The sequence below is a fragment of the Actinomadura mexicana genome (assembly GCF_900188105.1).
Taxonomy (GTDB): domain Bacteria; phylum Actinomycetota; class Actinomycetes; order Streptosporangiales; family Streptosporangiaceae; genus Spirillospora; species Spirillospora mexicana.
Genome location: NZ_FZNP01000001.1, coordinates 173,751 through 200,259, shown reverse-complemented (window position 1 = coordinate 200,259; position 26,509 = coordinate 173,751). Strand labels below are relative to the sequence as shown.

Genomic DNA, 26,509 nt, shown 5'->3' with positions numbered 1-26,509 from the left:
GTCAGCCGGCCTGGGCCGCGCGCAGGGCCCTGCCGGTGGCGGCGACGTCGTAGGCCGGCGGGACGCCCTGGAGCAGCACGAGGTGCCCGGGAATGTGGTCGCTGCGCATCGCCTGGATCGCCTGGTAGGCGTCTGACGCGTACCAGGCGCGCGCCCGGTCCATGTCCGGGAACTCGATGATCACGTAGGCGCCCTCGAACGGGCCCTCGGCGACCTCGGTTTCGCTGGCGTGCACGATGAAACGGCCGCCGAACGGGTCCATGGTCTCCTGGATGCGCTCCATGTAGACGAAGACGTCGTCGTGCAACGGCGGCTGAGGGGTCATGTAAGCGAGGGCGTAGGCGGTCATTGCAGGCTCCCTTGGTGGTGGGGCCGGGCTTTCGCCCGGCACCCACCACTCTGCCCCGGGCGGGGGAATGCAGGCGATTACCCGCCGGGTAATGCTCAGCCGTTCAGGCGGTCGAGCTGGGAGACGTCGCGCGCGGCGCCGGTCGAGGCGGACGTGGCCATCGCGGCGTAGGCGCGCAGGGCGGCGCTGACCGGGCGGTAGCGGTCGCGGGGACGGTAGCCGCCGAGGTCGGCGAGCAGCTTCTCGCGGCGGATCTCCAGCTCGTCGGCCGGGACGTCCAGCTCCAGCGTGCGGTTCGGGATGTCGATCACGACGCGGTCGCCGTCCTCGACGAGGGCGATGATCCCGCCGCCCGCGGCCTCGGGGGAGGCGTGCCCGATGGACAGCCCGGACGTGCCGCCGGAGAACCGGCCGTCGGTGACCAGCGCGCACGCCTTGCCGAGCCCGCGGCCCTTGAGGAAGCTCGTCGGGTACAGCATCTCCTGCATGCCGGGCCCGCCCTTCGGGCCCTCGTAGCGGATCACGACGACGTCGCCGGCCTTGACCTTCCCGCCGAGGATGCCCTCGACGGCCTGGTCCTGCGACTCGAAGACGACGGCGGGGCCGGTGAAGGTCCACAGCTCCTCGTCCACCCCGGCGGTCTTGACGATCGCGCCGTCGGGGGCGATGTTGCCGCGCAGGACGGCGAGGCCGCCGTCGGCGGTGTAGGCGTGCTCGGCGGAGCGGATGCAGCCGTTCTCGCGGTCGAGGTCGAGCGACTCCCAGCGGGCGCTCTGCGAGAACGCCGAGGTGCTGCGGACGCCGCCGGGCGCCGCGTGGAACATCTCGACGGCCTCCGGCAGGACATCGGGGGAGCGGACGTCCCACTTGGCGAGGAACTCGTCGAGGGAGGCGGAGTGGACCGAGTGCGCCGACGCGTTCAGCAGGCCGGCGCGGTTCAGTTCGCCCAGCAGAGCCGGGACGCCGCCTGCGCGGTGGCAGTCCTCGACGTGGTACTTGCCGGTGGCGGGGGCGAGCTTGCAGACGCACGGGACGCGGCGGGACACCGCGTCGATGTCGGCGAGCCCGAAGTCGACGCCGCCCTCGGTGGCGGCGGCGAGCAGGTGCAGGATCGTGTTGGTGGACCCGCCCATCGCGACGTCGAGGACCATGGCGTTCTCGAAGGCCTCGCGGGTGGCGATGCTCAGCGGCAGGACGGACGCGTCGTCGCCGTCGTAGTAGCGCTTGGCGACCTCGACCACGGTGCGGCCGGCGTCCTCGTAGAGGCGGCGGCGGGCGGTGTGGGTGGCGAGGACGGTGCCGTTGCCGGGCAGCGCCAGCCCGATCGCCTCGGTGAGGCAGTTCATCGAGTTGGCGGTGAACATGCCCGAGCACGACCCGCAGGTCGGGCAGGCGCTCTCCTCCATCTCCAGCAGCTTGTCCTCCGGCATGGAGGAGTCGGCGGAGGCGATGATCGGGTCGATCAGGTCGAGCTTGTTGCCGTCCATCACGCCCTCGACGGGCTTGCCTGCCTCCATCGGGCCGCCGGAGACGAACACGGTCGGGATGTTCAGGCGCATCGCGGCCAGCAGCATCCCCGGGGTGATCTTGTCGCAGTTTGAGACGCAGACCAGGGCGTCGGCGCAGTGCGCGTTGACCATGTACTCGATCGCGTCGGCGATCACCTCGCGGGACGGCAGCGAGTACAGCATGCCGTCGTGGCCCATCGCGATGCCGTCGTCGACGGCGATGGTGTTGAACTCGCGGGGCACGCCGCCGGCCTCCCGGACGGCGCCGGCGACGACCTTGCCGACCTCGTCCAGGTGGACGTGGCCGGGCACGAACTGGGTGAAGCTGTTGGCCACCGCGACGATCGGCTTGCCGAAGTCCTCGCGTTCGACGCCGCTGGCCCGCATGAGCGCGCGGGCGCCCGCCATGTTCCTGCCATGGGTGACCGTGCGTGACCTGAGCGGTGGCATTTCGACCTCTCCAAACCTGTGGCGTGCGGGGGGCGACGGGCCGCGCATGATTCGGCGTGGGCGGGCGGGTCGCCTGGAAGGTGTACGGGCAGCGGCGGGTCGCGGCGCTGCCGCCGGCTCAGCGGAGGTTCGCGCCCGGGCCGGCCTGTGGCCTCCGATGCTACCAACCGCCGGAGGGCAGGAAAAAAGCCGGGACGGCGGTGTCCCGGCTTTGCGGCGGGCGGCCCGGGAAAGCGGGGCCGCCCTCGTCCTCAGTCGGGGTACTTCGGCGGCAGGGCGTCCTCGGCCGCCTGGAAGATGCGCTGGACGTCGCTCTCGGTGAGGATCTTCGGGCGGCGGCGCAGGTACGAGCGCGCCCGGTTGCCCGCGTAGACGTCGACGTCCCGCACCCGCATGACCTTCCAGGGGATGGACGGGCCGTAGATCGCCACCGACGGCTGCACCGGCACGTCGAAGCCGACCCGCTCGGCGAGGATGATGCTCGCCATCTGGGCCTCCCAGCGCGCCTCGTCCAGCCGGTCCTTCTTGTTGAAGGGGCCGTGGAAGAGCTTGAGGTGGGACATGGTGCGCACGGGGAGGCGCTTGTCCCACTTCTCCGAGTCGATGGCGTAGACGCCGCTCGGCCCGATGACCAGGTGGTCGATCCGCCCGTCGCTGACGCCCTCGTCGTCGCGGGGGACGGCCCGCGCGTGCAGCACGAGGTATCCGTTGCGCCGCAGGGACTTCAGTTGCTTCTCGGTGCGCCGTTCCGCCGCCGAGGACTTCTGCCAGGCGGTCACGGTGGAGCTCCTGCGGGACTGCCGCACGTAGTCGCCGATGACGACGAGCACCGCGACGGTCAGGCCGAGCCGCCAGCCGGCCGAGACGAGCACGGCGGCGCCGGCGACGACGGCCGCGCCGATCCGGTACGCCCAGCGGCGGATCTTGGGATCGTCGAGCATCGCCGCGGCGGCGCTCCCCTCGAACCGCTCCTTCACCGGTGTCGGGTCATCGTGTTCACGCGTCTCCTCCGACTCGGGTCGCGCCCTGGCATTCTGCGTGTTGCCCCGTTCCATGGTCGCCATGGTGACGCTCCGTATTCCTTTTCCATCGGGGGCATGATCCTCCGTGCGCAGAGTAATCATCGGGAGGGTGGGCGACCAGTCATGCCGGGTTAATGTTTTGTCGCCCCACGTCAGTGATTCTCTTACGGCGCGGTCGGGTAGGCCAGTACTAATCTCCTTCCGCCCTGCTGTCGTGTGTGCCCTCATTGATGCCCGCGCACACGGCGTCTAGCGTTCCGGATCGTGACACAGATTCATGACCTCAGCGCCACCCGCATGGCCGCCGCCGTCCGCGCCCGGGAAGTCTCCCCGGTCGAGCTCGCCGACCATTACCTGGCCCGCATCGAACGGTTGGACGAGCAGGTGGGCGCCTACGTGACGGTCACCGCCGAGCGCGCCCGCGAGGAGGCGCGCCGCGCCGAGAAGGCGGTGCTGGACGGGGACCCGGTGGAGCTGCCGCCGCTGCACGGCGTCCCGGTGCCGATCAAGGACCTGAACATGGTGGACGGCGTCCGGATGACGTTCGGCTCGGCGGTCTACGCCGAGCTGACCGGGTTCGCCGACGACCACGTGGCGGCCAGGCTCGCGGCGGCCGGGACGGTGCTCCTCGGCAAGACCGCGACCCCCGAGTTCGGCCTGCCCTGCTACACCGAGGGCGCCGTGTCGCCCCCGGCCCGCACGCCGTGGGACCCGTCCCGGTCGGCCGGCGGTTCGAGCGGCGGCGCCGCGGCGGCGGTCGCGTCCGGGCTGGCGCCGGTCGCGCAGGGCAGCGACGGCGGCGGCTCGATCCGGATCCCGAGCAGCGTGTGCGGGCTGTTCGGGATCAAGCCGACCCGCGGCCGGATCTCCCAGGGGCCGGTCATCCCCGACCTGTTCGGGCTCTCCACCAACGGGCCGATCGCGCGGACCGTCCGCGACGCCGCCCTCATGCTGGACGTCATGTCGGGCCACATGCCGGGCGACCTGTACCGGGCGCCGCAGGCGGACGGGCCCTTCCTCGACCGCGCCGACCGCGCGCCGGGCCGGCTGCGGATCGCGCGGAGCCTCCGGCCGCCGGTGCCGGACGTCGAGGTCCACCCCGACTGCGTCGCCGCCTACGAGGACGCGTCGGCCCTGATCGAGGAGCTGGGCCACGAGGTCGTCGAGCTTCCGCAGGTGCTCGGCTCCGACCTCGTCCCGCACTTCGCGACGCTGTGGGGGGTGATGGCGACGATGACGCCCGTCCCCGAGGGGAGCGAGGACCTGCTCCAGCCGCTGACCCGCTGGCTGCGCGGGTACGGCGAGAAGACGACGGCGCCCCAGCTGTTCCAGGCCCACGCGGCGCTGCAGGGGGCGCTGCGCGCGGCGTTCCCGGTGATGGACGGGTTCGACGCGATCCTGCACCCCACCCTCGCCATGCCGCCCGTGCCGGTCGGGTACTTCCACGACCAGGACCCGGAGGAGAACTTCCGGCGGCAGACGCACTTCACCCCGTTCTGCGCCATGTACAACATCTCCGGGCAGCCCGCGGTGAACGTCCCGCTGCACTGGAACGGCGAGGGCCTGCCCATCGGGGTCATGCTCGCCGGACGGCTGGGCGGGGAGGGCACGCTGATCTCGCTGTCCGCGCAGCTGGAGGAGGCCCGTCCCTGGATCGGCCGCAAGCCCCCGGTCTGGACGGCGTGACGGGGCCCGCACCGGGCATGGTGCAGGCGTGGGTGACGACGAACTGATCAGATTGGCCGGGCACCACGGCGTCGCGACGCGCTACCAGGACTGGCGGGGACGGGAGGCGGCGGTCTCGCGCGACACGCTCGTCGCCGTCCTCGCGGCGCTCGGGGTGGACGCCTCCTCGCCCTCCTCGGTCCGGGCGGAGCTCGGCCGCCGCCTGGAGCGGGCGCGGGAGCTGCCGCCGACCGTCGTCGTCCGCCGGGCCGGCGGCGGCACGGCCGGCCGGATCCGCGCGGCGCTCGGCGGTCACCTGGACGGCGGCGCCGAGGTGGAGATCGAGACCGGCACGGACGAGGTCCTGGCGCCGCCGCGCGCCCCCGTGCCGCCCGCCGAGCGCTCCTTCGAGCCCTTGGACGGGCTCGCGGACGTCCCGCCCGGCTGGCGCGGCCTGCGCGTCCGGAACGGGGCGCGGACGCAGTACGCGCAGCTGCTGGTGGCCCCCGGCGCGCTGCGGCCGCCGCCCAGGATGTGGGGGTTCACGGCGCAGCTGTACTCGGTGCGGTCCGCCGCGTCGTGGGGTCTCGGCGACCTGCGCGACCTGGCGGACCTCGCGGACTGGAGCGGGCGGGACCTCGGCGCGGGCTTCGTGCTGGTCAATCCGCTGCACGCGACCGAGCCGGTCCCGCCGGTCGGAGCGTCCCCGTACTCGCCGATGAGCCGCCGCTTCCCCTCGCCGCTCTATCTGCGGATCGAGGACATGCCCGAGTACGCGGAGCTGCCCGCCGCGGACCGGGAGCGGTTCGAGATGCTCGCCGCCGAGCTGCGCGCCCGGGCGGGCCTGCTGGACAGGGACGCGGTATGGGCCGCGAAGCTGGAGGCTTTGGAGGCGATGTACCGCCTCCGCAGGGACCGCGACCCGCGGTTCGAGGAGTTCCGGCGGAGGGAGGGCGCCGCGCTCGCCGGCTTCTCGACGTGGTGCGCCATCAGCGAGGAGCAGGGGGCCGCGGACTGGCGGCGCTGGCCGTCCCGGCTGCGGGGCGCCCGCGACCACGGCGCGGTGGACGCCCCCGAGCACCGTGCCCGCGCCGGCTTCCACGCGTGGCTCCAGTGGCGGCTGGACGGGCAGCTCGCGGCGGCCCAGCGCGCGGCCCGGGACGCCGGGATGCCCCTCGGGATCGTCCACGACCTGGCGGTCGGGGTGCCGCACGGCAGTGCCGACGCCTGGATGTACCGCGACTCCTGCGCGGCCGGGATGAGCGTCGGGGCGCCCCCGGACGAGTTCAACCAGCGCGGGCAGGACTGGGGGCAGCAGCCGTGGCGGCCGGGCGCGCTCGCCCTCGCCGGCTACCGGCCGTTCCGCGAGATGGCCGCCGCCGCGCTGCGGCACGCCGGCGGGATCCGCCTGGACCACGCGATGCAGGTGTCGCGCCTGTGGTGGGTGCCCGAGGGGGCGTCCCCCGCCGACGGCACCTACGTCCGCTACGACCGCGACGCCCTGCTCGGCTCGCTGTCCTGGGAGGCCGAGCGCTTCGGCGCCGTGGTCGTCGGAGAGGATCTCGGCACCGTCGAGCCCGAGGTGCGGGAGGCGCTGGCCGGCAGCGGTGTCCTCGGCACGTCCCTGCTCTGGTTCGAACGGGACGAGCGCGGCCGCCCCAAGCCGCCGGGCCGGTGGCGGGAGCTGTCCCTGGCGACCGTCGGCACCCACGACATGCCGCCGATCACCGGGTTCGTGCACGGCGACCACATCGACCTGCGCGACCGCCTCGGGCTGCTCACCCGTCCCCGCGCCGAGGAGGAGGACGACCACCGCCGCCAGCTGACCGACTGGCTCGCCGTGCTGCACGCCGAGGGCCTGCTCTCCGGCAAGCCGGCCGAGGTCGTGCGGGCGCTGGCGGACGGCTCCGCCGCCTACGACGAAGAGATCGTCACCGCCCTGCAGGAGTTCCTGACCCGGACCCCCGCCCGTCTCATCGGCATCTCCCTGGCCGACGCCGTGGGGGAGCGCCGCACCCAGAACCAGCCGGGGACCGTCGACGAGTACCCGAACTGGCGGGTTCCGCTGGGGGACGCGGAGGGCCGCCCCGTCCTCCTGGACGACCTGAGGACCGGCGACGCGCTCAGGCTGTTCCGGCGAGCGTCGACGTGATGCGCTCCGTGACGTCGTGGAGGAGCGTGTCGGGGCGCAGGTCGGTGGCGGCGACCGCCGAGAAGACGGCCGGCAGGCCCGGCAGGGGATAGGAGTCGTCGTCCGCCAGCGCGGACTTGCCCAGCGGGTGCCGGGACAGGGACCTGCGGGCGCGGGTCCATGCCGCCTGGACCTCCTCGGGCGAGGGGACGCCGAAGCCGTGGCCGACGGGCGCGGCGTGCCGCAGCTTCACCAGGGCGCCGTCGGCGAAGTCGGCGGCGAGCCGGCAGCGGTCGCTGAGATCGGCGCGGACGAGGTCGTCCAGGCGGGTCATGACCGTGCAGGGGGTGCGGCAGCGGGCGGCGCAGTCGCCGAGCGCCGCCGCGACCTGGCTGTGCTGGCGGTCGAGGTAGGCGCGCCAGCCGGACGGCGGCTCCTTGGCGACCCGCAGGGTGCGCTCGCACGCGGATCGCTCCGGCCGGGTGTGGTCGCACATGCGGGCCGACCCCGGCTCGACTGGGACGCCGAAGCGGCTGCCCTCGCCGCGCACGGCGGCCCCGATCAGGGCCGGGTCGCCCGCGTGGCCGAGGACGGGCTCCCAGGCCAGCATCGGCAGGTACTCCCCGGCGATGTGGACGGCGGCGACGAGCGCGGCCATGTCGCGGCGGTGCCAGCGGACCGCGATGACCTCCAGCAGGAGGCGGTAGGCGGGGCGGAGGCTGGCGAGCGCCCCGCGGGGGTGCTCCCGCGGGGCCTGCGGCATGCGGCTGGCGCGGGCCCGGTCGAGGAGGTCCCGCGGGACCTCGCCGGCCTCCTCCGGCATGCCGAAGTCCTCGGCGTCCAGGTCGAGGACGCGCTGCCCGAACGCGCACAGCGCCGCGACCGGCGCCGAGCGGCCGTCCGCGGCCAGGGCGCCCTGGCCGATCAGCGCCCCCAGGTCGCCGAAGGCGTGGCGCCGCGCCAGTGCCGTCAGAACGTCGCGAGCCGTCTCCACCTCGTCCCCTCCCCGTGACCATGCAACGATCGCATGGCCACGGGGCCTTCGGGCGGGTTCGGAGGGTCGGGTTCGGAGTGCCGGGTGCGGGCGGGTCAGGCGGAGGCGGCGTCCTTCGCGCGGGCGCGCAGGGCGCGCGAGACGCCGTCGCGCCCCTCCGACAGCAGCCGCCGCAGTGCCGCCGGGGGGTCGTTCTCGGCGATGTAGGCGTCGGTGCGGTCGACCGTGGACTGCTCGATCACCAGGAAGGGGTAGGCGACCTCGGCGAACGTCTGGGACATGTCGCTGGTCCACTCCTTCCACACGCGCCCCACCTCGGCGAAGTACCTGTCGAGGTAGGGGACGAGCAGGGCGGCCTGGTCCGGCTCGACGAAACCGCCGAGCGTCGCCCGGTAGACGGCGTTCGGCAGGTCGCCCGCCACGATCCGCTCCCAGGCGGCCGCCTTGGCCTCGGGGGTCGGGATCGCGGCCTTGCAGGCGGCGGCGTGCCGCTCCCCGGCGGCGGTCCGGTCCCGCTCGTGCTCGGCGTCGATCTCGGCCTCGCCCGCCTTGCCGGTGGTGACGAGGCGGCGCAGCAGCGCCCAGCGCAGGTCGGTGTCGACGGTGAGACCGTCGAGGACCTGCGAGCCGTCCAGCAGGCCCTGGACGAACGCCAGGTGCTCGCCGGTGACGGCCGACGCGCTGAACGCCAGGGTGTAGGCGAGCTGGAGGTCCGAGCCGGGCTCGGCCTCGCGGGCCAGCTCCGAGAGGGTGTCGGCCATCAGGGCGAGGCCCTCCTCGCGCCACATCGGGTCGGCGTACTGCTGGACGGCGGTGCGCGCCTGCCGCAGCAGCGTCTGCGTGACCGAGATGTCGGTGACGCCGCGGATCCCCTTCACCACGAGCCGGACGTAGTCGCGCGTCGCCATCTCGGCGTCGCGGGTCATGTCCCACGCCGCCGACCAGCACAGGGCGCGCGGCAGGCTGTCCCTGACCTCGCCGATGTCCTCGATCAGCGTCTTCAGGGAGTGCTCGTCCAGGCGGACCTTGGCGTAGGTCAGGTCGTCGTCGTTGACCAGGACCAGGTCGGGCCGCTTCTTGCCGACGAGCTGCGGGACCTCGGTGCGGGCGCCGACCACGTCCAGTTCGACCCGGTCGCGCCGCACGAGCCCGTCGGCGGTCCTGTCGTACAGGCCGATGGCCAGGCGGTGCGCCCGCAGCGTCGGGTAGTCGGCCTTGGCCTCCTGCAGGACGGTGAACGAGGAGAAGTTGCCCTCAGCGTCGACCTCGTACTCGGGCCGCATCGTGTTGGCGCCGGCGGTCTCCAGCCACTCCTTCGACCAGGACGCCAGGTCGCGGCCGGACGTCTCCTCCAGCGCTCCGAGCAGGTCGGTCAGGACGGTGTTGCCCCACGCGTGCCGGTCGAAGTAGCGCCGCACGCCCTCCAGGAAGTTGTCGAGGCCGACGTAGGCCACGAGCTGCTTCAGCACGGACGCGCCCTTGGCGTAGGTGATCCCGTCGAAGTTCACCTCGACCGCGCGGATGTCGGGGATGTCGGCGGAGATCGGGTGCGTGGACGGCAGCTGGTCCTGCCGGTACGCCCACGCCTTCTCCAGGTTCGCGAACGTCGTCCACGAGCCCTTCCACTTGGTGGCCTCGGCCTGGCACAGGACGCTCATGTACGTGGCGAACGACTCGTTCAGCCACAGGTCGTCCCACCAGCGCATGGTGACGAGGTCGCCGAACCACATGTGCGCCATCTCGTGCAGGATCGTCTCGGCGCGCCGCTCGTAGGCCGCGTCGGTCACCCGGGACCTGAAGACGTAGTCCTCCAGGAACGTCACGCAGCCCGCGTTCTCCATGGCGCCCGCGTTGAACTCGGGCACGAAGAGCTGGTCGTACTTCGAGAACGGGTACGGGCGGCCGAAGACCTTCTCGAAGTAGCCGAAGCCCTGGCGGGTCACGTCCACGATCGCGTCGGCGTCGAGGTGCTCGGCCAGCGAGGCGCGGCAGTACACGCCGAGCGGGATGACGGTGCCGTCCTCGCGGCGGTACTCGTCCCGGACGACGTGGTACGGCCCGGCGACGAGCGCGGTGATGTAGGTGGAGATCTGCGGCGTGGGCAGGAAGCGCCACGTTCCGCCCTCGGCCGTGTCGGCGGCCTCGTTGGTGACGACCTCCCAGTCCTGCGGCGCCTTCACGGTCAGCTCGAAGGTGGCCTTCAGGTCGGGCTGGTCGAAGCAGGTGAACATGCGGTGCGCGTCGGCCGTCTCGAACTGCGAGTACAGGTACACGCTGTCGTCGACCGGGTCGACGAACCGGTGCAGGCCCTCACCCGAGCGGGAGTACGCGCAGTCGGCCACCACCCGCAGCTCGTTGTCGGCCGCCAGGCCGGGGAGCGGGATCCGGCCCTTCCCGGTGTCGTAGGACCCGGGATCCAGGGCCTCGCCGTTCAGGGTCACCTCCCGCACGACGGCGCCGTGCAGGTCGATGAAGGTGGACGCGCCGGGCTCGGCGCTCCCGAACCTGACCACGGTGGTGGAACCGAACCGCTCCTCGCCCGTCGTGAGGTCCAGGTCGACCGTGTACGACGCGACGCTGAGCAGCCGGGCCCGTTCCCGCGCCTCGTCGCGCGTGAGGTTGCCTGCCACATGAACTCCTTGGTCGGCTTAAAGGCTTGGTGTCCCCATGTCTACCAACCGGACGACCCTACGGCCCGTCCGCCACGGCCTTCGGTGACCTCTCGCCAACGGGAATCGGGACGGTCGCACCCGGGTTGTCGCTAGTTGGACATGCACACTCTCTAGGAGGCGACGTTGCCCGAGGACGCTCCCACACCCGTGGATTTCTGGTTCGACCCCCTGTGCCCCTGGGCGTGGATCACCTCCCGCTGGATCCTGGAAGTACAGGAGCAGCGCCCGATCGACGTGCGCTGGCATGTGATGAGCCTCGCCGTCCTCAACGAGGACAAGGACATCCCGGAGGGCTACCGGCGGATGCTCGCCGACGCCTGGGGCCCCGTCCGCGTGTGCGCGGCCGCCGAGCAGAAGTACGGCCCCGAGGTGCTCGGGCGGCTCTACACCGAGATGGGCACCCGCAGGCACCACGAGCGGCAGAAGTTCGACCGCGCGTTCTTCGAGGAGTCGCTGACCGCCGCGGGACTCGACCCGGCCCTCGCGGACGCCGCCGAGTCCACCGACCACGACGAGGCCGTGCGCGCCTCCCACAAGGACGGCATCGACCGCGTCGGCCAGGAGGTCGGCACCCCGGTGATCGAGGTCGAGGGCCACGCCTTCTTCGGCCCCGTCGTCACCCCCATCCCGCGCGGCGAGGCCGCCGTCAAGCTCTTCGACGGCGTCCTGGCGGTCGCGAGCACGCCCGGTTTCTTCGAATTGAAGCGCACGAGGACGGAGGACCCGAGTTTCGACTGAGCGCGGACCGCGGCCGTCCCCGCACTCTTTCCGGCACGCCACACATGGGTTGCTATTGCAAGGATGTTGCAACTACGAGGGGGATGCCGACAAACTAGTCCTGCTAGCTGCAAAGAGGTGGGGGTGGTTGAGTCGTGCACGTACCGGACGGATTCATCGATGCGCCGGTCTCGCTCGGGGCGGGCGTCGTCGCGGTGGCCGGGGTCGGGGTCGCGCTGCGCGGCGCCCGGCGGGAGCTGGACGACCGCACCGCGCCGCTCGCCGGGCTGACGGCCGCGTTCGTGTTCGCCGCCCAGATGCTCAACTTCCCGGTCGCGTCCGGGACGAGCGGGCACCTGCTCGGCGGGACGCTCGCCGCGATCCTCGTCGGGCCCTATACCGGCGTGCTGTGCGTGTCGGTCGTCCTGCTCATGCAGGCGCTGCTGTTCGCGGACGGGGGCCTGACCGCGCTGGGCGTCAACATCACCACGATGGCGCTGGTCACCGTGGTCACCGGTTACGGGTTGTTCCGGCTGCTGCTGCGGGTGCTGCCCAAGACGCGCGCCTCGGTGTCGGGGGCGTCGTTCACCGCGGCCGTCGTCTCGGTGCCCGCCGCGGCCGTCGCCTTCACGCTGATCTACGCGGCCGGGGGGACGACCGACGTTTCGATCGGCAAGGTCGCCGCCGCGATGATCGGCGTGCACGTGCTGATCGGCATCGGCGAGGCGCTGATCACCGCGGTGACCGTGTCGAGCGTGCTCGCCGTCCGGCCCGACCTGGTGTACGGGGCGCGCGGGCTGATGAAGCCTCTGGAGCTGCGCACGGGCGGGCGGAACGCCGCCGGACCGAAGCCGTCCCGGGCCTGAGGAGGACCACGATGACCACCAAGCGCTTCTTCGCCGGGTTCCTGCTCGTCTCCCTCGTCCTGGCCGGGATCGTCAGCTACTACGCCAGCGCGAACCCCGACGGCCTGGAGAAGGTCGCCGAGGACAAGGGCATCAGCGCCGGGGAGAAGGACCACTCGCTCAAGGACTCGCCGCTCGGCGACTACGGCGTCAAGGGCGTCGACGACGCGAGGCTGTCCGGCGGGCTGTCCGGCGTGATCGGCGTGGGCCTCGTCCTCCTCGTGGGCGGCGGGCTGTTCTGGACGGTCCGGCGGCGCGGTCCGGCCGCCGCGCCGACGGCTCCGGAGCGGGGCGGGCACGAGCCGTCCGAGCCGTCCCGGAAGGGCTGATGGGCGCGGGCCACGCGCACCGGCTCTACGTGGCGGGCGCCTCTCCGGTGCACCGGCTGCCGCCGCAGTGCAAGCTCGTCGCCGTCCTGGCGTTCGTGCTGCTGGTCGTCGCCACGCCGCGCGAGCGGATCTGGGCGTTCGGGGTGTACGCACTGCTGCTCGCGGCGGTCACGGCGGCGGGCCTGATCCCGTTCGGGACGGTCGCCCGGCGGATCGTCATCGAGGTGCCGTTCGTCGCGTTCGCCTTCCTCATGCCGTTCGTCGCCAACGGCGAGAAGATCACCGTGCTGGGGCTGCGGCTGAGCGAGAGCGGGCTGTGGGGCGCCTGGAACATCCTCGCCAAGGGCACCCTCGGCGTCGCCGCGTCGATCCTGCTGGCCGCGACGACCGAGCCGCGGCTGCTGCTGCTCGGCATCGAGCGGCTGCGGATGCCGCAGCTCATCACGCAGATCGCCACGTTCATGCTGCGGTACGGCGACGTCGTCGCCGCGGAGCTCGGCCGGATGAGGGTCGCGCGGGCGGCCCGCGGTTTCGAGGCCCGCGACATCCGCGCGACGGGGGTGCTCGCCAGGTCCGTGGGCGCCCTGTTCCTGCGCTCCTACGAGCGCGGCGAGCGGGTGCACCTGGCCATGGTGAGCCGCGGGTACGAGGGCCGGATGCCCGTCGTCGACAGCGCGGGCGCGACCGCCGCGCAGTGGACGGCCGCCGCCGCGCTGCCCTCGGCCGCGGCGCTCGTCACGCTGGCTGCTTGGATGGCCTCATGACCCCGTCGCTGGAGGTGAAGGGCCTCGCCTATGCGTATCCCGACGGCACGCAGGCGCTGTACGGCGTCGACCTGACGGTCGGGCGCGGGGAGCGCGTCGCCCTGCTCGGACCGAACGGCGCCGGGAAGACCACGCTCGTCCTGCACCTGAACGGCATCCTGCACGGCGGCCTGGGCGAGGTCCGGGTGGGCGGTCTCGCCGTCGACCCGAAGGACAGGAAGGCGCTGCGGGAGATCCGCCGCCGCGTCGGGATCGTCTTCCAGGACCCCGACGACCAGCTGTTCATGCCGACCGTCCGGGAGGACGTCGCGTTCGGCCCCGCCAACCTCGGCCTGCGCGGCGCCGACCTGGACCGCCGGGTGCGGGACGCGCTGGCCCGCGTCGGCATGCTGGACGCCGCCGGCCGTCCGCCGCAGCACCTCAGCTTCGGCCAGCGCCGCCGCGTCGCCGTCGCCACCGTCCTGGCGATGGAGCCGGAGATCCTCGTGCTGGACGAGCCGTCCTCCAACCTGGACCCGGCCAGCCGCCGCGAGCTCGCCGAGATCCTGCTGAGCCTGGACGTGACGGTCCTGATGGTCACGCACGACCTGCCGTACGCGGCGGAGCTGTGCCCGCGGTCGGTGATCCTCTCCGGGGGCGTCATCGCGGCCGACCGCCCCACCCGCGACCTGCTCACCGACGCCGAACTGCTCGCGGCGCACCGCCTGGAACTGCCCTTCGGGTTCGACCCGGCCGCGGCCCTGCGCTGACCCTCCCCGCCCCGCGCTGACCCGCCCCGCCCCGCCCCGCCCCGCGCCGGATCGCCGGCACTTCGGCCGTTCCGCTTGCCCGCCCGGCTCCGCTCCGGGAGACTCGTTACCTGACAGTGGTAACGGTTTTCATATCCAGAATGGGGGCATTCATGAAGGTTGCGTTCGTCGGCAAGGGCGGCAGCGGCAAGACCACCCTGTCGGCGCTGTTCGTCCGCCATCTGGCCGGACGCGGGCTGCCCGTGGTCGCCATCGACGCCGACATCAACCAGCACCTCGGCGTGGCGCTCGGGCTCGACGAGGGCCGTGCCGCCAAGATCCCCGCGCTGGGCGACCGGCTCACCGGGCTCAAGGAGCACCTGCGCGGCGCCAACCCGCGCATCTCCTCCGCGGCCGCGATGGTCAAGACCACCCCGCCCGGCTCCGGGTCGCGGCTGCTGCGGTTCCGCGGCGACGACCCCTTCCACGAGGCGGGCCAGGAGGTCGACGGCGTCACGCTGCTCGCCACCGGCCCGTTCAACGACGACGACCTCGGCGTGGCCTGCTACCACTCCAAGACCGGCGCGGTGGAGCTCTACCTCAACCACCTGGTGGACGGGCCCGGCGAGTACGTCGTCGTCGACATGACCGCCGGCGCCGACACGTTCGCCTCCGGCCTGTTCACGCGGTTCGACCTGATGTTCCTGGTCGCCGAGCCCACCCGCAAGGGCGTCGGCGTCTACCGGCAGTACACCGAGTACGCCCGCGACTACGACGTCGCCATCCGCGTCGTCGGCAACAAGGTGCAGTCCGAGGAGGACGTCGCCTACCTGCGCGAGCACGTCGGCGACGACCTTCTGACGTGGGTCGGCCAGTCCGCCGCCGTCCGGGCGCTGGAGCAGGGCCGGGACGGCGTCGCGCTGGAGGACGGCAACCTCGCCGCCCTCGACCGCATGCGCGCCGAGGTGGACGGCCGGGTCAAGGACTGGGACGAGTTCCAGCGGCAGGCCGTGGAGTTCCACGTCAAGAACGCGCGCAGCTGGGCGAGCCGGGCCGCGGGGGAGGACCTCGAAGCGCAGGTCGACCCCGGGTTCCGCTTCCCCGTCCCCACCCGCTAGCCCCTACTGCGGGTAGTCCGGGCCCTACCGGCGGAGACGGAACGGCACTACTCTGCCCGCCATGACGATGCGGCGGATGCTCGCGATGACGGGCGGCGCGGTGGTTCCCATGGCCCTCCTCGCGCTGCTCTTCGGCAACCAGTGGGTCGTCGACGAGATCAACAAGAGCGACATCAGGTACGACGAGGGCATCGGGCCGGTGGTGTCGTGGCTGCTCACGCTAGCCTGGCGGATCACTCCGGCGGGAAGCCTCGGCGTCAAGCAGGTGGTCGCGGAGGACTTCGGCCTGCTCGTCTTCTTCGGCGTCCTGGTGGGCCTGGTGCTGGCGGGCGCCCGGCTGGCGGACCCCGAGCGCGGCCCGTTCGGCGCGCTGGTCATCGGCTGGTGGGCGGCGGTCGTCGCGGGCGGCGTCGCCGGGATCGTGGCCGCGCCGCTGACCCGCTGGGCGTTCGAGTTCCACGACGGGTCGTTCGGCCGGACCTTCAGCTCCACGGTCGGCCAGGGCGCCTCCTTCGGCTTCGCGTTCGGGTGGCTGGCCGGGCTCGGCGCGCTGGCCGGGTTCTTCCTCGCCCGCACCCACGCGTCCGGGCCCCGGCCGCGGCAGCCCTACGCCCCGGCCCAGCCCTACCTGGCCCCGCAGGGCGCGCCGATGCGGCAGCAGCCCTATCCGCAGCAGATGCAGCCGCACCCCTCCGCCGTCCCCTACGTCCCGCCGCAGGGGCAGCCGCAGCAGCCCGCCTGGGGCGCCGCGCCCGTCGCGCATCCCCCGCAGCCGGGGCAGTTCGGCGTGCCGGCCGTGCCGCCGCAGGCGCCCGCGCCGCCGCAGGAGCAGCCGGCCCCCGAGGCGCCCGAAGAGCCGGAGGGGACGCCGGACGGGCGGCAGGAGGGGAGCCCGGAAGAGGCGCCGGAGGGACCGCGGGAGCCGGCGGAGGGCTCCGAGGACGGCCCGGAGGAAGGCTCCGAGGGCGAGGCCCCCGAGGACGACGACCTCGACCTCGACGACCGGACGATGATCGACCGCAAGCGGGACGGCGCCTGACCCCCGCGCGCGGGCCGGGCGCGGGCCTGCGACAATCGGGCGCATGCGCGTGTTTCTTGGATCCGACCATGCCGGCTTCGAGCTGAAGGAGCACCTGGTCTCCTGGCTGGGGCGGAACGGGCACGAGGCCGTCGACTGCGGCGCGTTCGTGTACGACGCCGTGGACGACTACCCGCCGTTCGTCCTGCGGGCGGCCGAGCGGACGGCGGCCGAGCCGGGAGCGCTCGGCGTGGTGATCGGCGGCTCCGGCAACGGCGAGGCGATCGCGGCGAACAAGGTCAAGGGCGTGCGAGCCGCCCTGGTCTGGAACGAGGACACCGCCACGCTCGCCCGCGAGCACAACGACGCGAACGTCATCGCGCTCGGGGCGCGGCAGCACGACCTGGACACCGCGGCCCGTTTCCTGGAGCTGTTCCTCGCGACGTCCTACTCCAAGGAGCCGCGCCACACCCGGCGGATCAGGATGCTCGGCGCCTACGAGCACACCGGCGAGCTGCCCCCGCTGCCGCGCGAGGGCTGACCGGCCGGCGCCGCCCCGGCTAGCGCCCGTTCTCGGGGGGCCGGCGGGCGCCGCGCTTGTCGAGGCGGCGCCGCTCGTTCTTCTCGGCCTTGGTCCGCCTGCCGTTGTCACCGGACTTGTTCGGGTTCGCTCCGGAGGCGGCCGCGGGTCCCGGGCCGGCGCCGGGCGGTTCCCCGCCCCCGGCGCCCGGCCGTGAGACGTCGCGGGCCCGCATCGCCGCGTCCACCGTGATCCGCATGCCCGACTGGACCATGTGCCGCTCCCTGCCGCGTTGGTTGCAAGGCCACATTTACCCAGATTTCGCGTAGCACGATCGTTACAGTGCGTCACTGGTGCTCTCGGATACTGACCGACCGGGCGCATTGCTCGATACAGTGCCGGAGTCATGCTTCAACGTCTGGTGCAGCTGCTCCCGCCGCGTGTGCGTGCCGTGCTGCGCAGGATTCCGTTCCTGGTCGTGCTCTACCGGTGGCTGAGGCGGGGCACGCTGACCCGGGACCGGTACGTCTTCGCGGCCCTGGCGGTCCTCGCGGTCGCGATCGGCATCGCCACGTCCGGTGACTCGCGCGGGCTGGCCCCCTCCGGGGCGCTGGTGCTGATCGTGGTGGTCGGCGGGCTGCTGCTGAAGGTGCGGAGCCTGGCCGCCCTCCTGGCGATCGTGGCCGCGATGGCCGCCTACAACGTCTGGAAGGACGTCGCCGCGTTCGGCCTCGGCATGATCGCCACGCTGGGCATCACGGCGGTGCTCGCCATCACCCTCGCCCGGACCCGCCAGCAGCTCGGCGTGCAGGGCCTGCGCGGCGACTCGATGCTGCTGGAGCTGCGCGACCGGCTCCGGCGGCACGGCGAGATGCCCGAGCTGCCGGACGGCTGGAGCTCGCAGGTCGTGATGCTGCAGGCGGGGGGCTCCTCGTTCGGCGGCGACTTCGTGGTCTCGGCCTCCGACGGCGCGACGCTGGAGGTCGCGCTGGTCGACGTGTCCGGCAAGGGCACCGACGCCGGAACGAGAGCGCTGATGCTGTCGGGTGCCTTCGGGGGCCTGCTTGGATCGGTCCAGCCCGAGAACTTCCTGCCGGCCTGCAACGTCTACCTGCAGCGCCAGCGGTGGGACGAGGGCTTCGTGACGGCCGTGCACGTCGTCGTCGACCTGCGCACGGGGGAGTACACGGTCGAGTCGGCGGGGCACCCGCCCGCCGTCCAGTTCGACGCGGGCAGCGGCGCCTGGCGGGTCAGCTCCGCCAAGGGCGTGGTGCTGGGCGTGGTGCCCGACCTGAACTGCGTGCCCGAACGCGGGCAGCTGCGTCCGGGCGACGCGCTGCTCCTGTACACCGACGGCCTGGTGGAGTCGCCCGGCAGCGACCTCGACGCCGGGATCGACCGGCTGCTCGGCGAGGCGGAGCGGCTCGTCCCGCAGGGCTTCGGCCGCGGCGCGCGGGAGCTGGTGGAGACGATGGCCGCGACCCGCGACGACGACTGCGCTCTGGTCCTGGTCTGGCGCACCTGACGGGCGCGGCGGCGCGGCGGGCCGGCCTCAGTGCTTGGACCTGCCCTTGGCCTTGCCGTGCTTCGCGGCGTGCTTGGCCCTCGACTTCGGCTTCCCCTCCTGCGGCTTCTGCTTCGGCCTCTGCCTGCCGGTCTTCGCCGGCGGCCGCTTGGACGTTCCGGCCCTGACGGCGCCCGCCTTCTTCGTCGGCGCGGCGGAGACCGCCGGCGCGGACGGGCCGGGCGCGTCCGGCGAGGAGGGCGGAGCGGCCCTGGCCCCGGTGATCCCGAGGACGACCGCCCCGACCAGGAGGGTGCCGGCCGCGGCGCCGGCACCCGCCAGCAGCCGCGTGCGGGTGGACGTCGTGGCGCCCGCCACGCCGAGCGGCGTGAACGCCCTGGTGTCGGTGTCCTCGGCGCTGGACTTGCACTTGCGGGACCGGAACGGCGTCGGGGGGCCCGGTACGGGGCGTCGCTGCCGGGAGCGCGGCGGAAGGGAGCGCCGGGGCGCGTCGCCCGGCGGGACGGGGCGCGGTGCGAGGCGGTCCGCGGCGTGCGGCTGCGGCTGCTCGACAAGGGCGAGCAGCAGGTCGGTCGCGGTGGGCCGGTCCGCCGGGTCCTCCGCCAGCGCCCACCGGACGAGCGGGACCAGCGCGTCCGGAAGGCCGGACAGGTCGGCGTCCCCGGCCGCGGTGCGCAGCGTCGCGGGATCGCCGCCGATCGGCATCTGCCCCGTCCCGGCGTGGGCGATGAGGCAGCCCCAGGAGAAGATGTCGGCCGCCTGGGACGAGGGGCCCCCGACGAGCACCTCCGGGGCGATCCATCCCGGGGTGCCGAACACCTGGCCGGTCGTGGCGGGGTCGTCCGGCGCGTCCTGGCTGCCCGCGATGCCGAAGTCGATGACGCGGCATCCGGACAGGGTGAGCATTACGTTGGCGGGCTTGAGGTCGCGGTGCACGAGCCCCGCCGCGTGGATCGCGGCGAGCGCCGAGGCGACGCCCACGGCGACGCCGTGCAGGTCGGCGGGCGGCAGCGGGCCGCCGGCGGTGAGCCGGTCGTGCAGGGACACGCCCCCGACGTAGTCGGTGACGAGGTAGGGCAGGCCGTCCTGCTCGCCCTGCGCGAGGACCCGCGCGGTGCAGAAGGAGGCGACCCGGCTCGCGAGGTGCGCCTCGTCGCGGAAGCGCCGCCGGTAGGACGGGTCGTCGGCGAGGTGCGGGTGGATCGTCTTCACCGCGACGCGCCCGCCCGAGACCGGGTCGGCCCCGAGGAAGACCGTCCCCATGCCGCCGGATCCGAGCCTGCCCAGCAGCCGGTGGCCGCCGACCTCGCGGGGGTCGGCGGGTTCGAGTGGCCTGAAGTCAGTGTCCATACGGTGCCTCAGCACCCCCCTTCCGTCTCTCCCGCCCACCCCTCCCCTTTCGGCGGCGAATTATGGCGGGTTTTTCCGAAGAAGGGCGGAAACGTGATCGTCACGTCGATGTAGCACCCCGTGCACCCGGGGCGTGCACAGTGGCAGGAGCGGTGCCCGCGTGGGCGGCTCCCCAGGGGTGGGAGGCGCCGCCCGCGCGGGCACCGGTCCGGTATGCGGCGATGTTTCGCCGGGCGACGGCCCGGTAAGAACCGTCCTGCGCTCTCCCCCCGGCGCGTCGGCGCGGCGCGGCGCCGGCCACCGCGTGCGAGCCGGAAGGGGGAGGGGCGCCGGGTGCGCATACTCGGGGACCTGCTGTCGCCGTCGTGCTGGTCGGTGCGGACCCGCGTGACCGCGGCCGCGACTCTGATCGTCGCGCTCCTGCTCATCGCCGGCGTCACGCTCTTCTACCAGGCCCTCCGCGGCACCGTCTACCGCGGGCTGCACGAGCGCGGCACCCTGGTCGTCACCGAACTCGCCACGCTCGTGCGCGAGACCGACCTGCGCGGGACGCTCCGCGTCGAGGATCCCGGCTTCCCGCTGCTCCAGGTCCTGGACGGCGACGGCAACGTGCTCGCGGCCAGCGAGACCCTGCACGGCCGCGGCCCGGTGCGGGCTCCGGTCTCGCCGGTGGCGGGCCGCCCCGAGTACCACACCCTGCAACTCCGGGGGCTGGCCGATTTCTACTTCGTCACCGAGCGGGTGGACACCCGCTACGGCACCCGTACGGTCGCCGTCGGCGCGCCCATCACGACGTTCACCCGCTACAGGCCGGCGTTCCTCGCCCTGCTCGGCGGGGCGGTGCTGGTCGCGACCGCCGCGGTGGGCTGGATCGTGTCGCTGTCGGTGCGCCGGGCGCTGCGGCCGGTGCGGGTGATGAGCGCCGAGATGACGGAGATCACCGGCGGCGCCGACCGCCGGGTGACCGTGCCGGATCCGAACGACGAGATGTCCGAGCTGGCCGAGTCGGTGAACGTCATGCTGAACCGGCTGGAGGACGTCCTCACGCGGCAGCGCGCGTTCGTCGCGGACGTCTCGCACGAGCTGCGCAGCCCGCTGACGGGGCTGCGCACCCAGCTGGAGGCGGCGCTGGAGCAGCCGGAGGACGAGGACTGGCCCGCGGTCGCCCGGGCGGTCCTCGCCGACGCCGACCGGCTGCAGGGCATCGTCGGCGACCTGCTCATCCTGGCGAAGCTCGGCGCGGGCGTGCACGTCGCGCGGGATCGGGTCGACCTAGGCGAGCTGGTCCGGGCGGAGGTGGGCCGGCGGTCGCGCCGGGTCCCGGTCGAGGTCGCGGCGGACGAGGGCGTCACGGCCCGGGTCACCGAGGCCCAGCTGGTCCGGCTGCTGACGAACCTGCTGGACAACGCCGAGCGGCACGCGCGGTCGCGGATCTGGGTGAGGGTGACCGCGGACGGGCCGGAGGCGGTGCTGGAGGTCCGCGACGACGGATCCGGGATCGCGCCGGAGGACCGCGAGCGGATCTTCTGGCGGTTCCACCGGCTCGCCGAGGGCCGCGACCGCGACCGCGGCGGCACCGGTCTCGGGCTGACGATCTCCCGCGACATCGCCCGCGCGCACGGCGGCACGCTCGTGGCCGCCGACAGCGACCAGGGCGCCCATTTCGTCCTGCGCATCCCCCGCGAGGACCTCTAGGGAAGGGCCAGGGGCGGGCGCCGCACGCCGTGCCGGGTCGCCCGCTCGAACGCGTGACCGATCTGCAGGACGGCGAGGTCCGCGTGGTGGGGGCCGACGATCTGCAGCCCGACCGGCAGCCCGTCCGAGGTGAACCCGGCGGGCACCGACAGCGCGGGGGATCCGGTCGCCGAGATGAGGAAGCAGGACCGCATCCACTCCAGGTAGTCGCGCATCGGCCGGCCGGCGACCTCGCCCGGGTACTCGGCGCCGGCGTCGAAGGGCGGGACCTGGCTGACCGGCAGCAGCAGCGCGTCGTAGCGCTCGAAGAACTCCCGGACGCGGTGGAACAGCGCCGTGTGGAGCGTCTCGGCGCGGCCGAGGTCGGCGCCGGTGAGGGAGCGGCCGGCGTCGATGTTCTCGGCGAGGGAGGGCTTGAAGTCGGCGCGGCGCTCGTCCAGCAGGGGGCGCAGGGTGATGTCCCAGTGCCAGGCCCGCAGGGTCCGGAAGACCTCGTCGGCGCCGGTCAGGTCGGGGGAGGCCTCCTCGACCGCGCAGCCCATCTCCTCGAACACCTCGGCGGCGGGTCGCAGGACGGCGGTGACGGCCGGGTCGACGGGGATCGTCCCGCCGAGGTCGGGGGCCCAGGCGAGGCGCAGGCCGGCGAGGTCGCGGTCCAGCGGCGCGGCGAACGCCCGCCCGGGCGTCTCCAGCGCGATCGGGCTGCGCGGGTCGGGGCCGGCGAGCACCGACAGCAGCAGCGCGGCGTCCGCGACGTCCCGGGCCATCGGGCCCTGCACGCCCAGCGTCGACCAGCCCGCGAGGACCGGCCAGGACGGCACCCGGCCCGGCGACGGGCGCAGCCCGACGACATTGCAGAACGACGCGGGGTTGCGCAGCGAGCCGCCCATGTCGCCGCCGTCCGCGAGCGGCTGCATCCCGCACGCCAGTGCGGCCGCGGCGCCGCCGCTGCTGCCGCCCGCCGAGCGGGACGGGTCGTAGGGGTTGCGGGTCAGGCCGAACACCGGGTTGAAGGTGTGGGAACCGGCGGCGAACTCCGGCGTGTTCGTCTTGCCGAGCGTGACGGCGCCCGCGGCGCGGATCCGCTCGATGACGAGTTCGTCGCGGTCCGGGACATGGTCGGCGAAGATCGGCGACCCGGACGTGGTGCGGATGCCGGCGGTGGCGTGGGTGTCCTTGTGCGCCACGGGCAGGCCGTGCAGCGGGCCCGGCCGCTCCCCGGCGGCCAGCCGCTCGTCGGCCTCCCGCGCCTGCCGCCACGCCCGCTCGGCGACCAGCGTGACAATGGCGTTGACCTGCGGGTTCGTCCGCTCGATCTGGTCGAGATGCGCCTGCAGGACCTCGCGCGCCGACAGTTCGCGGGCGCGGATCCGGCGCGCCAGGTCGCGGGCGGACGCGAAACAGATCTCCTCGGACACATGCCCTCCTCGTGCGCGGGGTCCCACCAGTGTCCACCCCGCGCGCCCGGCGGTCCCGGGGTGAGGTCATCATGCAGGGGAGACCGGCGGGAGGTGATTCGTGACGGAACGTGTCGGGGCGCGCGAACTGCTGCGCCGCGTGCTGGACGAGGACGCCTGGACGTCCTGGGACACCCCGCCCGCAGGGGAGCCGCCCCCTTCCCCCGCCTACGCCGAGGATCTCGCCGCCGCCCGCGAGCGCAGCGGCTGCGACGAGGCCGTCCTGACGGGGGAGGGCCTGCTGCGCGGGCGCCGCGTCGCGTTCGTCGTGTCGGAGTTCCGGTTCCTCGCGGGCTCGATCGGCCTCGCCACCGCCGACCGGATCGTCGCGGCCGTCGAGCGCGCCACCGCCGCGGGCCTGCCGCTGCTCGCCGCGCCGTCCTCCGGCGGCACCCGCATGCAGGAGGGGACGGCCGCGTTCGTGCAGATGGCCCGCATCACCGCCGCCGTCATGGCGCACCGGGCCGCCGGACTGCCCTACCTGGTCTACCTGAGGCATCCGACGACCGGCGGGGTGTTCGCCTCGTGGGGGTCGCTCGGGCACGTGACGGCCGCCGAGCCCGGCGCGCTGATCGGGTTCCTCGGGCCGCGCGTCTACGAGGGCCTGTACGGGGAGCCGTTCCCGCCGGGGGTGCAGGTCGCCGAGAACCTGGCGGCCAAGGGCCTGCTCGACGCCGTCGTGGCCATCGACGATCTCGCCGGGGCGGCGTCCGCCGCGCTGGACGTCCTGTGCGGGCGGCCGCCCACGGCTCCCTCGCCCCTGCCCGAGAGCGTCCCGCCGGAGGGGACGGCGTGGGACTCGATCGAGCGGTCGCGCCGTCCGGACCGTCCGGGCGTCCGCGAACTGCTGCGCCACGGCGCCGCGGACGTGACGCCCCTCTCGGGTACCGGCCAGGGGGAGGCGGAGCCCGGCCTGCTGCTCGCCCTGGCCCGTTTCGGCGCGGCGCCGTGCGTCCTGGTGGGCCAGGACCGGCGCGGCGGCCACCCGCTGGGCCCGGCCGGGCTGCGCGTCGCGCGGCGCGGGATGCGGCTGGCCGCCGAGCTGGGCCTGCCGCTGGTCACCGTGGTCGACACGCCCGGCGCCGTCCTGTCGGCCGCCGCGGAGGAGGGCGGGCTCGCGGGCGAGATCGCCCGCTGCCTCGCGGACCTGATCACCCTCCCGGCGCCGACGCTCTGCCTGCTGCTGGGCGAGGGCACGGGCGGCGCCGCGCTGGCGCTGCTGCCCGCCGACCGCGTCCTGGTGGCCCGGCACGCCTGGCTCTCGCCGCTGCCGCCCGAAGGCGCCTCGCTGATCGTCCACCGGACCCCGGCGCGGGCCGGCGAGATGGCCGAGGCGCAGGGCGTCCGGTCGGCGGACCTGCTGCGCGGCGGGTCGGCGGACGTGCTCGTCGACGAGCGCCCGGACGCCGCCGACGAGCCGGAGGCGTTCTGCCGCCGCGCCGCCGCGGCGGTGGAGCGGGGGCTGTCGGGCCTCGCGCCCGGCGCCCCTGCCGCCCGCCAGGCGCGCTACCGTCGGGGATCATGACCGAGACCGTGTCCCGCGCCTACGACGCCATCGCCGACCTCTACGCCGACCTCTTCCGCGACGCGCTCGACGAGCTCCATCTGGACCGGGCGATGATCGGCGCGTTCGCGGCGATGGTCCCGGCCGGGCCGGTCGCCGACCTCGGCTGCGGCCCCGGCCGCGGGACGGCGCTGCTGCACGGCCTCGGCCTGGACGCGTTCGGACTCGACCTGTCGCCCGCCATGATCGCCCGGGCCCGCGCCGACCACCCGCACCTGCGCTTCGACGAGGGCGACATCACGGCCCTCGACCTTCCGGACGGCGGCCTGGCGGGCGTCCTGTCGTGGTATTCGACCATCCACCTGGGACCGGCGGAGATCGCGCGCGCCTTCGCCGAGTTCCACCGGGTGCTGGCCCCCGGCGGCCTGGTACTGCTCGGGTTCCAGTCGACCGACGAGGGCGAGGCGGAGGCGTTCGACCACAAGGTCGCCCTCGCCTACCGCAGGCCCGTCGACGACATCGCCGAGATGGCCGCCCGGGCCGGGCTGGTGGAGGTGGCGCGGCTCCTGCGCCGGCCTGCGGAGAACGAGCGCCCCCTCCCCGCCGGCGCCCTCCTGGCCCGCAAACCCTGAGGGCCGCCGCGGCCACCGCCCAACGGACGCCTGGACCAGGGCGGTGGAGGGCGTCAGCCGCGGGCGCGGCGGCCCGAGCGCCGGGGCGGTGGCGGTGACTGCTCCCGCAGCGCCGCCCGCCGCCCCTCGCCCTCCTCCTCCAGGTGCTCGACCACCGACCGGAGCGTCTGGGCGAGCGCGCGGTTCTCCTCGCCGCTCAGCCTCTCCACCACGAACGCCTCCTCGGCGTTGAACGCCGGGAACAGCCGCCGCATCAACTCGTGCCCCCCGCCGGTCAGCCGCAGCAGGACCAGCCGCCCGTCCGTCGCGTGCGCGCGGCGCTCGATCAGGCCGCGCCCCTCCAGCGTCTTCACGACCCCGGTGAGCGTGCCCTTGGAGATGCCCGCCTCCTCGGCGACGTGCCGCGTCTCCATCTCGTCCCAGATCCACACCACCCACAGGACGACGAACGACGTCCACGTCAGGTCGGCGCTGCGCAGGACCGAGCCCTCCAAGTGCTGCCGGATCGCCGCGGCGGCGCGGTAGACGTTGGACACCGCCATCATCGCGTCGTGCCGCAGCGGCACGTCCCCGAGCCGCCGCTGGATGGCCCGCTCGGTCTCCTGCGGGGTGTGATGCCTGGTCACGTACGTCCTCCCGTGGGGTCCGGCGCCGGTGAACCGCTCGCGCGCCGCTGGCGGACCGAAGGCGAATCTACCCCCGGCGAAGGTCGTTCGGTTCCGTACGATCCCGGTGACCCGGCCCGGGTTTCCCCCGTACGGGGGAGGGGGATGCCGCCCGCGGGTGATCAGCGCGGGCGGGGCGGGCGCGAGGGTTGGGCCATGACCTTTGCGAGCACATCCTCGGTTCCGTTCGCGCGGCTGCGCGCCGGCTGGGGCGCCGCGCACGCGCCGGTGGCGGGCGTCCCGCGATGGGCGCGGATCGCGGCCATGGCCGTCCCGTTCACCGTCCTGCCGTCCGGGCTGTGGCGGATCGCCGCCTTCGCCCTCCACCTGCCGATCCTCAGCGGCAGCGCCCTGGACTCGGAGACCGCGGGAGGCGATCTTCCCGGCTGGGTGCCGCTGGAGGCGTACGTGGTGCTCCTGTCGATCGTGTCGGAGGTGGTGGCCTTCACCGCGATCGGCCTGGTCGCCGGCTGGGGCGAGGTGTTCCCGCGGTGGCTGCCGGGCCTGCGGGGACGGCGCGTGCCGGTCATGGCCGCCGTGGTGCCGGGCCTCGCGGGCGCCGCGATCCTGACCCCGATGTGGACGGCCTCCGTCGTGAACTGCCTGGTGTTCCAGGAGACCGTCCAGGGGCGTCCGCTGCCCGACGACTTCCCGATCCACTTCCACGACTGGCAGGGCGTGCTCGGTGCCGTCGCCTACGCGCCGCTGGTGGCGTGGGGGCCCCTGCTCGCCGCCGTCACGCTCGCCTACTGGCACCGCCGAACGCGCGCTTCCTGACCGGCATGCGCGCG

The 26,509-nt window shown here is 74.0% G+C and carries 24 protein-coding genes; 15 read left to right on the top strand and 9 right to left on the bottom strand.

Annotated features, from left to right (window positions below; genetic code table 11):
• Position 1: 1 nt before the first annotated feature.
• The 3 genes from CHC11_RS00855 to CHC11_RS00845 all read right to left on the bottom strand — a co-directional run bounded on the left by CHC11_RS00855 (position 2) and on the right by CHC11_RS00845 (position 3,371).
• Positions 2–349 carry a DUF1330 domain-containing protein gene (locus tag CHC11_RS00855; RefSeq protein ID WP_089309616.1) on the bottom strand — a complete coding sequence of 116 codons (348 nt, stop codon included), beginning with the start codon at positions 347–349 and terminating at the stop codon, positions 2–4.
• A 95-nt stretch (positions 350–444) separates the two neighbouring features.
• Complete coding sequence (gene ilvD, locus CHC11_RS00850; protein WP_089309615.1) at positions 445–2,307, bottom strand: dihydroxy-acid dehydratase; 1,863 nt, start codon at positions 2,305–2,307, stop codon at positions 445–447.
• Between the two features lie 251 nt (positions 2,308–2,558).
• Positions 2,559–3,371: a nuclease-related domain-containing protein gene (locus tag CHC11_RS00845; RefSeq protein ID WP_089309614.1), complete on the bottom strand. Its 813-nt coding sequence runs from the start codon at positions 3,369–3,371 to the stop codon at positions 2,559–2,561.
• 222 nt (positions 3,372–3,593) lie between these two features.
• Here CHC11_RS00845 and CHC11_RS00840 point away from each other — a divergent pair, with 222 nt between their 5' ends.
• On the top strand, positions 3,594–5,015 hold the full coding sequence (locus CHC11_RS00840; RefSeq protein ID WP_179278624.1) for an amidase: 1,422 nt from the start codon (positions 3,594–3,596) through the stop codon (positions 5,013–5,015).
• Positions 5,016–5,043: 28 nt separating this feature from the next.
• Positions 5,044–7,146, top strand: a complete 2,103-nt coding sequence (gene malQ, locus CHC11_RS00835) for a 4-alpha-glucanotransferase (protein ID WP_089309612.1) — start codon at positions 5,044–5,046, stop codon at positions 7,144–7,146.
• Here malQ and CHC11_RS00830 read toward each other — a convergent pair.
• Positions 7,118–8,119: a hypothetical protein gene (locus tag CHC11_RS00830; protein ID WP_089309611.1), complete on the bottom strand. Its 1,002-nt coding sequence runs from the start codon at positions 8,117–8,119 to the stop codon at positions 7,118–7,120. The two genes, malQ and CHC11_RS00830, sit on opposite strands and share 29 nt — an antisense overlap.
• 95 nt (positions 8,120–8,214) lie before the next feature.
• A complete protein-coding gene (gene pepN / locus CHC11_RS00825; protein WP_089309610.1) occupies positions 8,215–10,749 on the bottom strand; it encodes an aminopeptidase N in 2,535 nt (844 codons plus the stop codon).
• A gap of 165 nt (positions 10,750–10,914) precedes the next feature.
• Here pepN and CHC11_RS00820 point away from each other — a divergent pair, with 165 nt between their 5' ends.
• The 8 genes from CHC11_RS00820 to CHC11_RS00790 all read left to right on the top strand — a co-directional run bounded on the left by CHC11_RS00820 (position 10,915) and on the right by CHC11_RS00790 (position 16,911).
• Positions 10,915–11,529, top strand: a complete 615-nt coding sequence (locus CHC11_RS00820) for a mycothiol-dependent nitroreductase Rv2466c family protein (RefSeq protein WP_089309609.1) — start codon at positions 10,915–10,917, stop codon at positions 11,527–11,529.
• A gap of 134 nt (positions 11,530–11,663) precedes the next feature.
• On the top strand, positions 11,664–12,374 hold the full coding sequence (locus tag CHC11_RS00815) for an energy-coupling factor ABC transporter permease (protein WP_218825887.1): 711 nt from the start codon (positions 11,664–11,666) through the stop codon (positions 12,372–12,374).
• An 11-nt stretch (positions 12,375–12,385) separates the two neighbouring features.
• A complete protein-coding gene (locus CHC11_RS41935; RefSeq protein ID WP_218825886.1) occupies positions 12,386–12,742 on the top strand; it encodes a PDGLE domain-containing protein in 357 nt (118 codons plus the stop codon).
• The gene (gene cbiQ, locus CHC11_RS00810) at positions 12,742–13,506 is read left to right on the top strand and encodes a cobalt ECF transporter T component CbiQ (protein ID WP_089309608.1); all 765 of its coding nucleotides are present in this window, start codon (positions 12,742–12,744) and stop codon (positions 13,504–13,506) included. The genes CHC11_RS41935 and cbiQ overlap by 1 nt, the downstream gene beginning before the upstream one ends.
• Positions 13,503–14,255 carry an energy-coupling factor ABC transporter ATP-binding protein gene (locus CHC11_RS00805; protein WP_089309607.1) on the top strand — a complete coding sequence of 251 codons (753 nt, stop codon included), beginning with the start codon at positions 13,503–13,505 and terminating at the stop codon, positions 14,253–14,255. The genes cbiQ and CHC11_RS00805 overlap by 4 nt, the downstream gene beginning before the upstream one ends.
• A 152-nt stretch (positions 14,256–14,407) precedes the next feature.
• Complete coding sequence (locus CHC11_RS00800; RefSeq protein ID WP_089309606.1) at positions 14,408–15,352, top strand: ATP-binding protein; 945 nt, start codon at positions 14,408–14,410, stop codon at positions 15,350–15,352.
• A gap of 61 nt (positions 15,353–15,413) precedes the next feature.
• A complete protein-coding gene (locus CHC11_RS00795; RefSeq protein ID WP_089309605.1) occupies positions 15,414–16,391 on the top strand; it encodes a hypothetical protein in 978 nt (325 codons plus the stop codon).
• A gap of 43 nt (positions 16,392–16,434) precedes the next feature.
• A complete protein-coding gene (locus tag CHC11_RS00790; RefSeq protein WP_089309604.1) occupies positions 16,435–16,911 on the top strand; it encodes a ribose-5-phosphate isomerase in 477 nt (158 codons plus the stop codon).
• A gap of 19 nt (positions 16,912–16,930) precedes the next feature.
• Here CHC11_RS00790 and CHC11_RS00785 read toward each other — a convergent pair whose 3' ends face one another.
• Positions 16,931–17,164, bottom strand: coding sequence for a hypothetical protein (locus CHC11_RS00785; RefSeq protein WP_089309603.1), 234 nt, complete (start codon positions 17,162–17,164; stop codon positions 16,931–16,933).
• Between the two features lie 132 nt (positions 17,165–17,296).
• Here CHC11_RS00785 and CHC11_RS00780 point away from each other — a divergent pair, with 132 nt between their 5' ends.
• The gene (locus tag CHC11_RS00780; RefSeq protein ID WP_089309602.1) at positions 17,297–18,415 is read left to right on the top strand and encodes a PP2C family protein-serine/threonine phosphatase; all 1,119 of its coding nucleotides are present in this window, start codon (positions 17,297–17,299) and stop codon (positions 18,413–18,415) included.
• A 27-nt stretch (positions 18,416–18,442) separates the two neighbouring features.
• On the opposite strand, the gene CHC11_RS00775 is transcribed toward CHC11_RS00780, so the two are convergent.
• The gene (locus tag CHC11_RS00775) at positions 18,443–19,765 is read right to left on the bottom strand and encodes a serine/threonine-protein kinase (protein WP_089309601.1); all 1,323 of its coding nucleotides are present in this window, start codon (positions 19,763–19,765) and stop codon (positions 18,443–18,445) included.
• 333 nt (positions 19,766–20,098) lie between these two features.
• On the opposite strand from CHC11_RS00775, the gene CHC11_RS00770 reads away from it, so the two are divergent.
• A complete protein-coding gene (locus tag CHC11_RS00770; RefSeq protein WP_179278623.1) occupies positions 20,099–21,460 on the top strand; it encodes a sensor histidine kinase in 1,362 nt (453 codons plus the stop codon).
• Here CHC11_RS00770 and CHC11_RS00765 read toward each other — a convergent pair.
• Entirely contained in the window at positions 21,457–22,878 is a 1,422-nt protein-coding gene (locus CHC11_RS00765) for an amidase (protein ID WP_179278622.1), read from the bottom strand. The two genes, CHC11_RS00770 and CHC11_RS00765, sit on opposite strands and share 4 nt — an antisense overlap.
• 100 nt (positions 22,879–22,978) lie before the next feature.
• Between CHC11_RS00765 and CHC11_RS00760 the strand changes: the two genes are divergently transcribed.
• Both CHC11_RS00760 and CHC11_RS00755 read left to right on the top strand, forming a co-directional pair.
• Positions 22,979–24,442 (top strand): carboxyl transferase domain-containing protein, encoded by a 1,464-nt coding sequence (locus CHC11_RS00760; protein ID WP_089309598.1) that lies wholly within the window; start codon positions 22,979–22,981, stop codon positions 24,440–24,442.
• Entirely contained in the window at positions 24,439–25,053 is a 615-nt protein-coding gene (locus CHC11_RS00755) for a class I SAM-dependent DNA methyltransferase (RefSeq protein ID WP_089309597.1), read from the top strand. Before CHC11_RS00760 ends, CHC11_RS00755 begins: the two co-directional genes overlap by 4 nt.
• Positions 25,054–25,106: 53 nt before the next feature.
• On the opposite strand, the gene CHC11_RS00750 is transcribed toward CHC11_RS00755, so the two are convergent.
• Complete coding sequence (locus tag CHC11_RS00750; RefSeq protein ID WP_218825885.1) at positions 25,107–25,679, bottom strand: MarR family winged helix-turn-helix transcriptional regulator; 573 nt, start codon at positions 25,677–25,679, stop codon at positions 25,107–25,109.
• Positions 25,680–25,874: 195 nt separating this feature from the next.
• Between CHC11_RS00750 and CHC11_RS00745 the strand changes: the two genes are divergently transcribed.
• Complete coding sequence (locus CHC11_RS00745) at positions 25,875–26,495, top strand: hypothetical protein (protein WP_089309596.1); 621 nt, start codon at positions 25,875–25,877, stop codon at positions 26,493–26,495.
• The last annotated feature ends 14 nt before the right edge of the window (positions 26,496–26,509 follow it).

What these genes read in the sequence shown, in the direction of transcription:
- CHC11_RS00780 (WP_089309602.1), top strand. Translation starts at nt 17,297, where the DNA reads ATGCTTCAACGTCTGGTGCAGCTGCTCCCGCCGCGTGTGCGTGCCGTG.
- CHC11_RS00800 (WP_089309606.1), top strand. Translation starts at nt 14,408, where the DNA reads ATGAAGGTTGCGTTCGTCGGCAAGGGCGGCAGCGGCAAGACCACCCTG.
- CHC11_RS00785 (WP_089309603.1), bottom strand. Translation starts at nt 17,164, where the DNA reads ATGGTCCAGTCGGGCATGCGGATCACGGTGGACGCGGCGATGCGGGCC.
- CHC11_RS00845 (WP_089309614.1), bottom strand. Translation starts at nt 3,371, where the DNA reads ATGGCGACCATGGAACGGGGCAACACGCAGAATGCCAGGGCGCGACCC.
- ilvD (WP_089309615.1), bottom strand. Translation starts at nt 2,307, where the DNA reads ATGCCACCGCTCAGGTCACGCACGGTCACCCATGGCAGGAACATGGCG.
- CHC11_RS41935 (WP_218825886.1), top strand. Translation starts at nt 12,386, where the DNA reads ATGACCACCAAGCGCTTCTTCGCCGGGTTCCTGCTCGTCTCCCTCGTC.
- cbiQ (WP_089309608.1), top strand. Translation starts at nt 12,742, where the DNA reads ATGGGCGCGGGCCACGCGCACCGGCTCTACGTGGCGGGCGCCTCTCCG.
- CHC11_RS00795 (WP_089309605.1), top strand. Translation starts at nt 15,414, where the DNA reads ATGACGATGCGGCGGATGCTCGCGATGACGGGCGGCGCGGTGGTTCCC.
- CHC11_RS00805 (WP_089309607.1), top strand. Translation starts at nt 13,503, where the DNA reads ATGACCCCGTCGCTGGAGGTGAAGGGCCTCGCCTATGCGTATCCCGAC.
- CHC11_RS00790 (WP_089309604.1), top strand. Translation starts at nt 16,435, where the DNA reads ATGCGCGTGTTTCTTGGATCCGACCATGCCGGCTTCGAGCTGAAGGAG.
- CHC11_RS00775 (WP_089309601.1), bottom strand. Translation starts at nt 19,765, where the DNA reads ATGGACACTGACTTCAGGCCACTCGAACCCGCCGACCCCCGCGAGGTC.
- CHC11_RS00755 (WP_089309597.1), top strand. Translation starts at nt 24,439, where the DNA reads ATGACCGAGACCGTGTCCCGCGCCTACGACGCCATCGCCGACCTCTAC.
- CHC11_RS00745 (WP_089309596.1), top strand. Translation starts at nt 25,875, where the DNA reads ATGACCTTTGCGAGCACATCCTCGGTTCCGTTCGCGCGGCTGCGCGCC.
- CHC11_RS00855 (WP_089309616.1), bottom strand. Translation starts at nt 349, where the DNA reads ATGACCGCCTACGCCCTCGCTTACATGACCCCTCAGCCGCCGTTGCAC.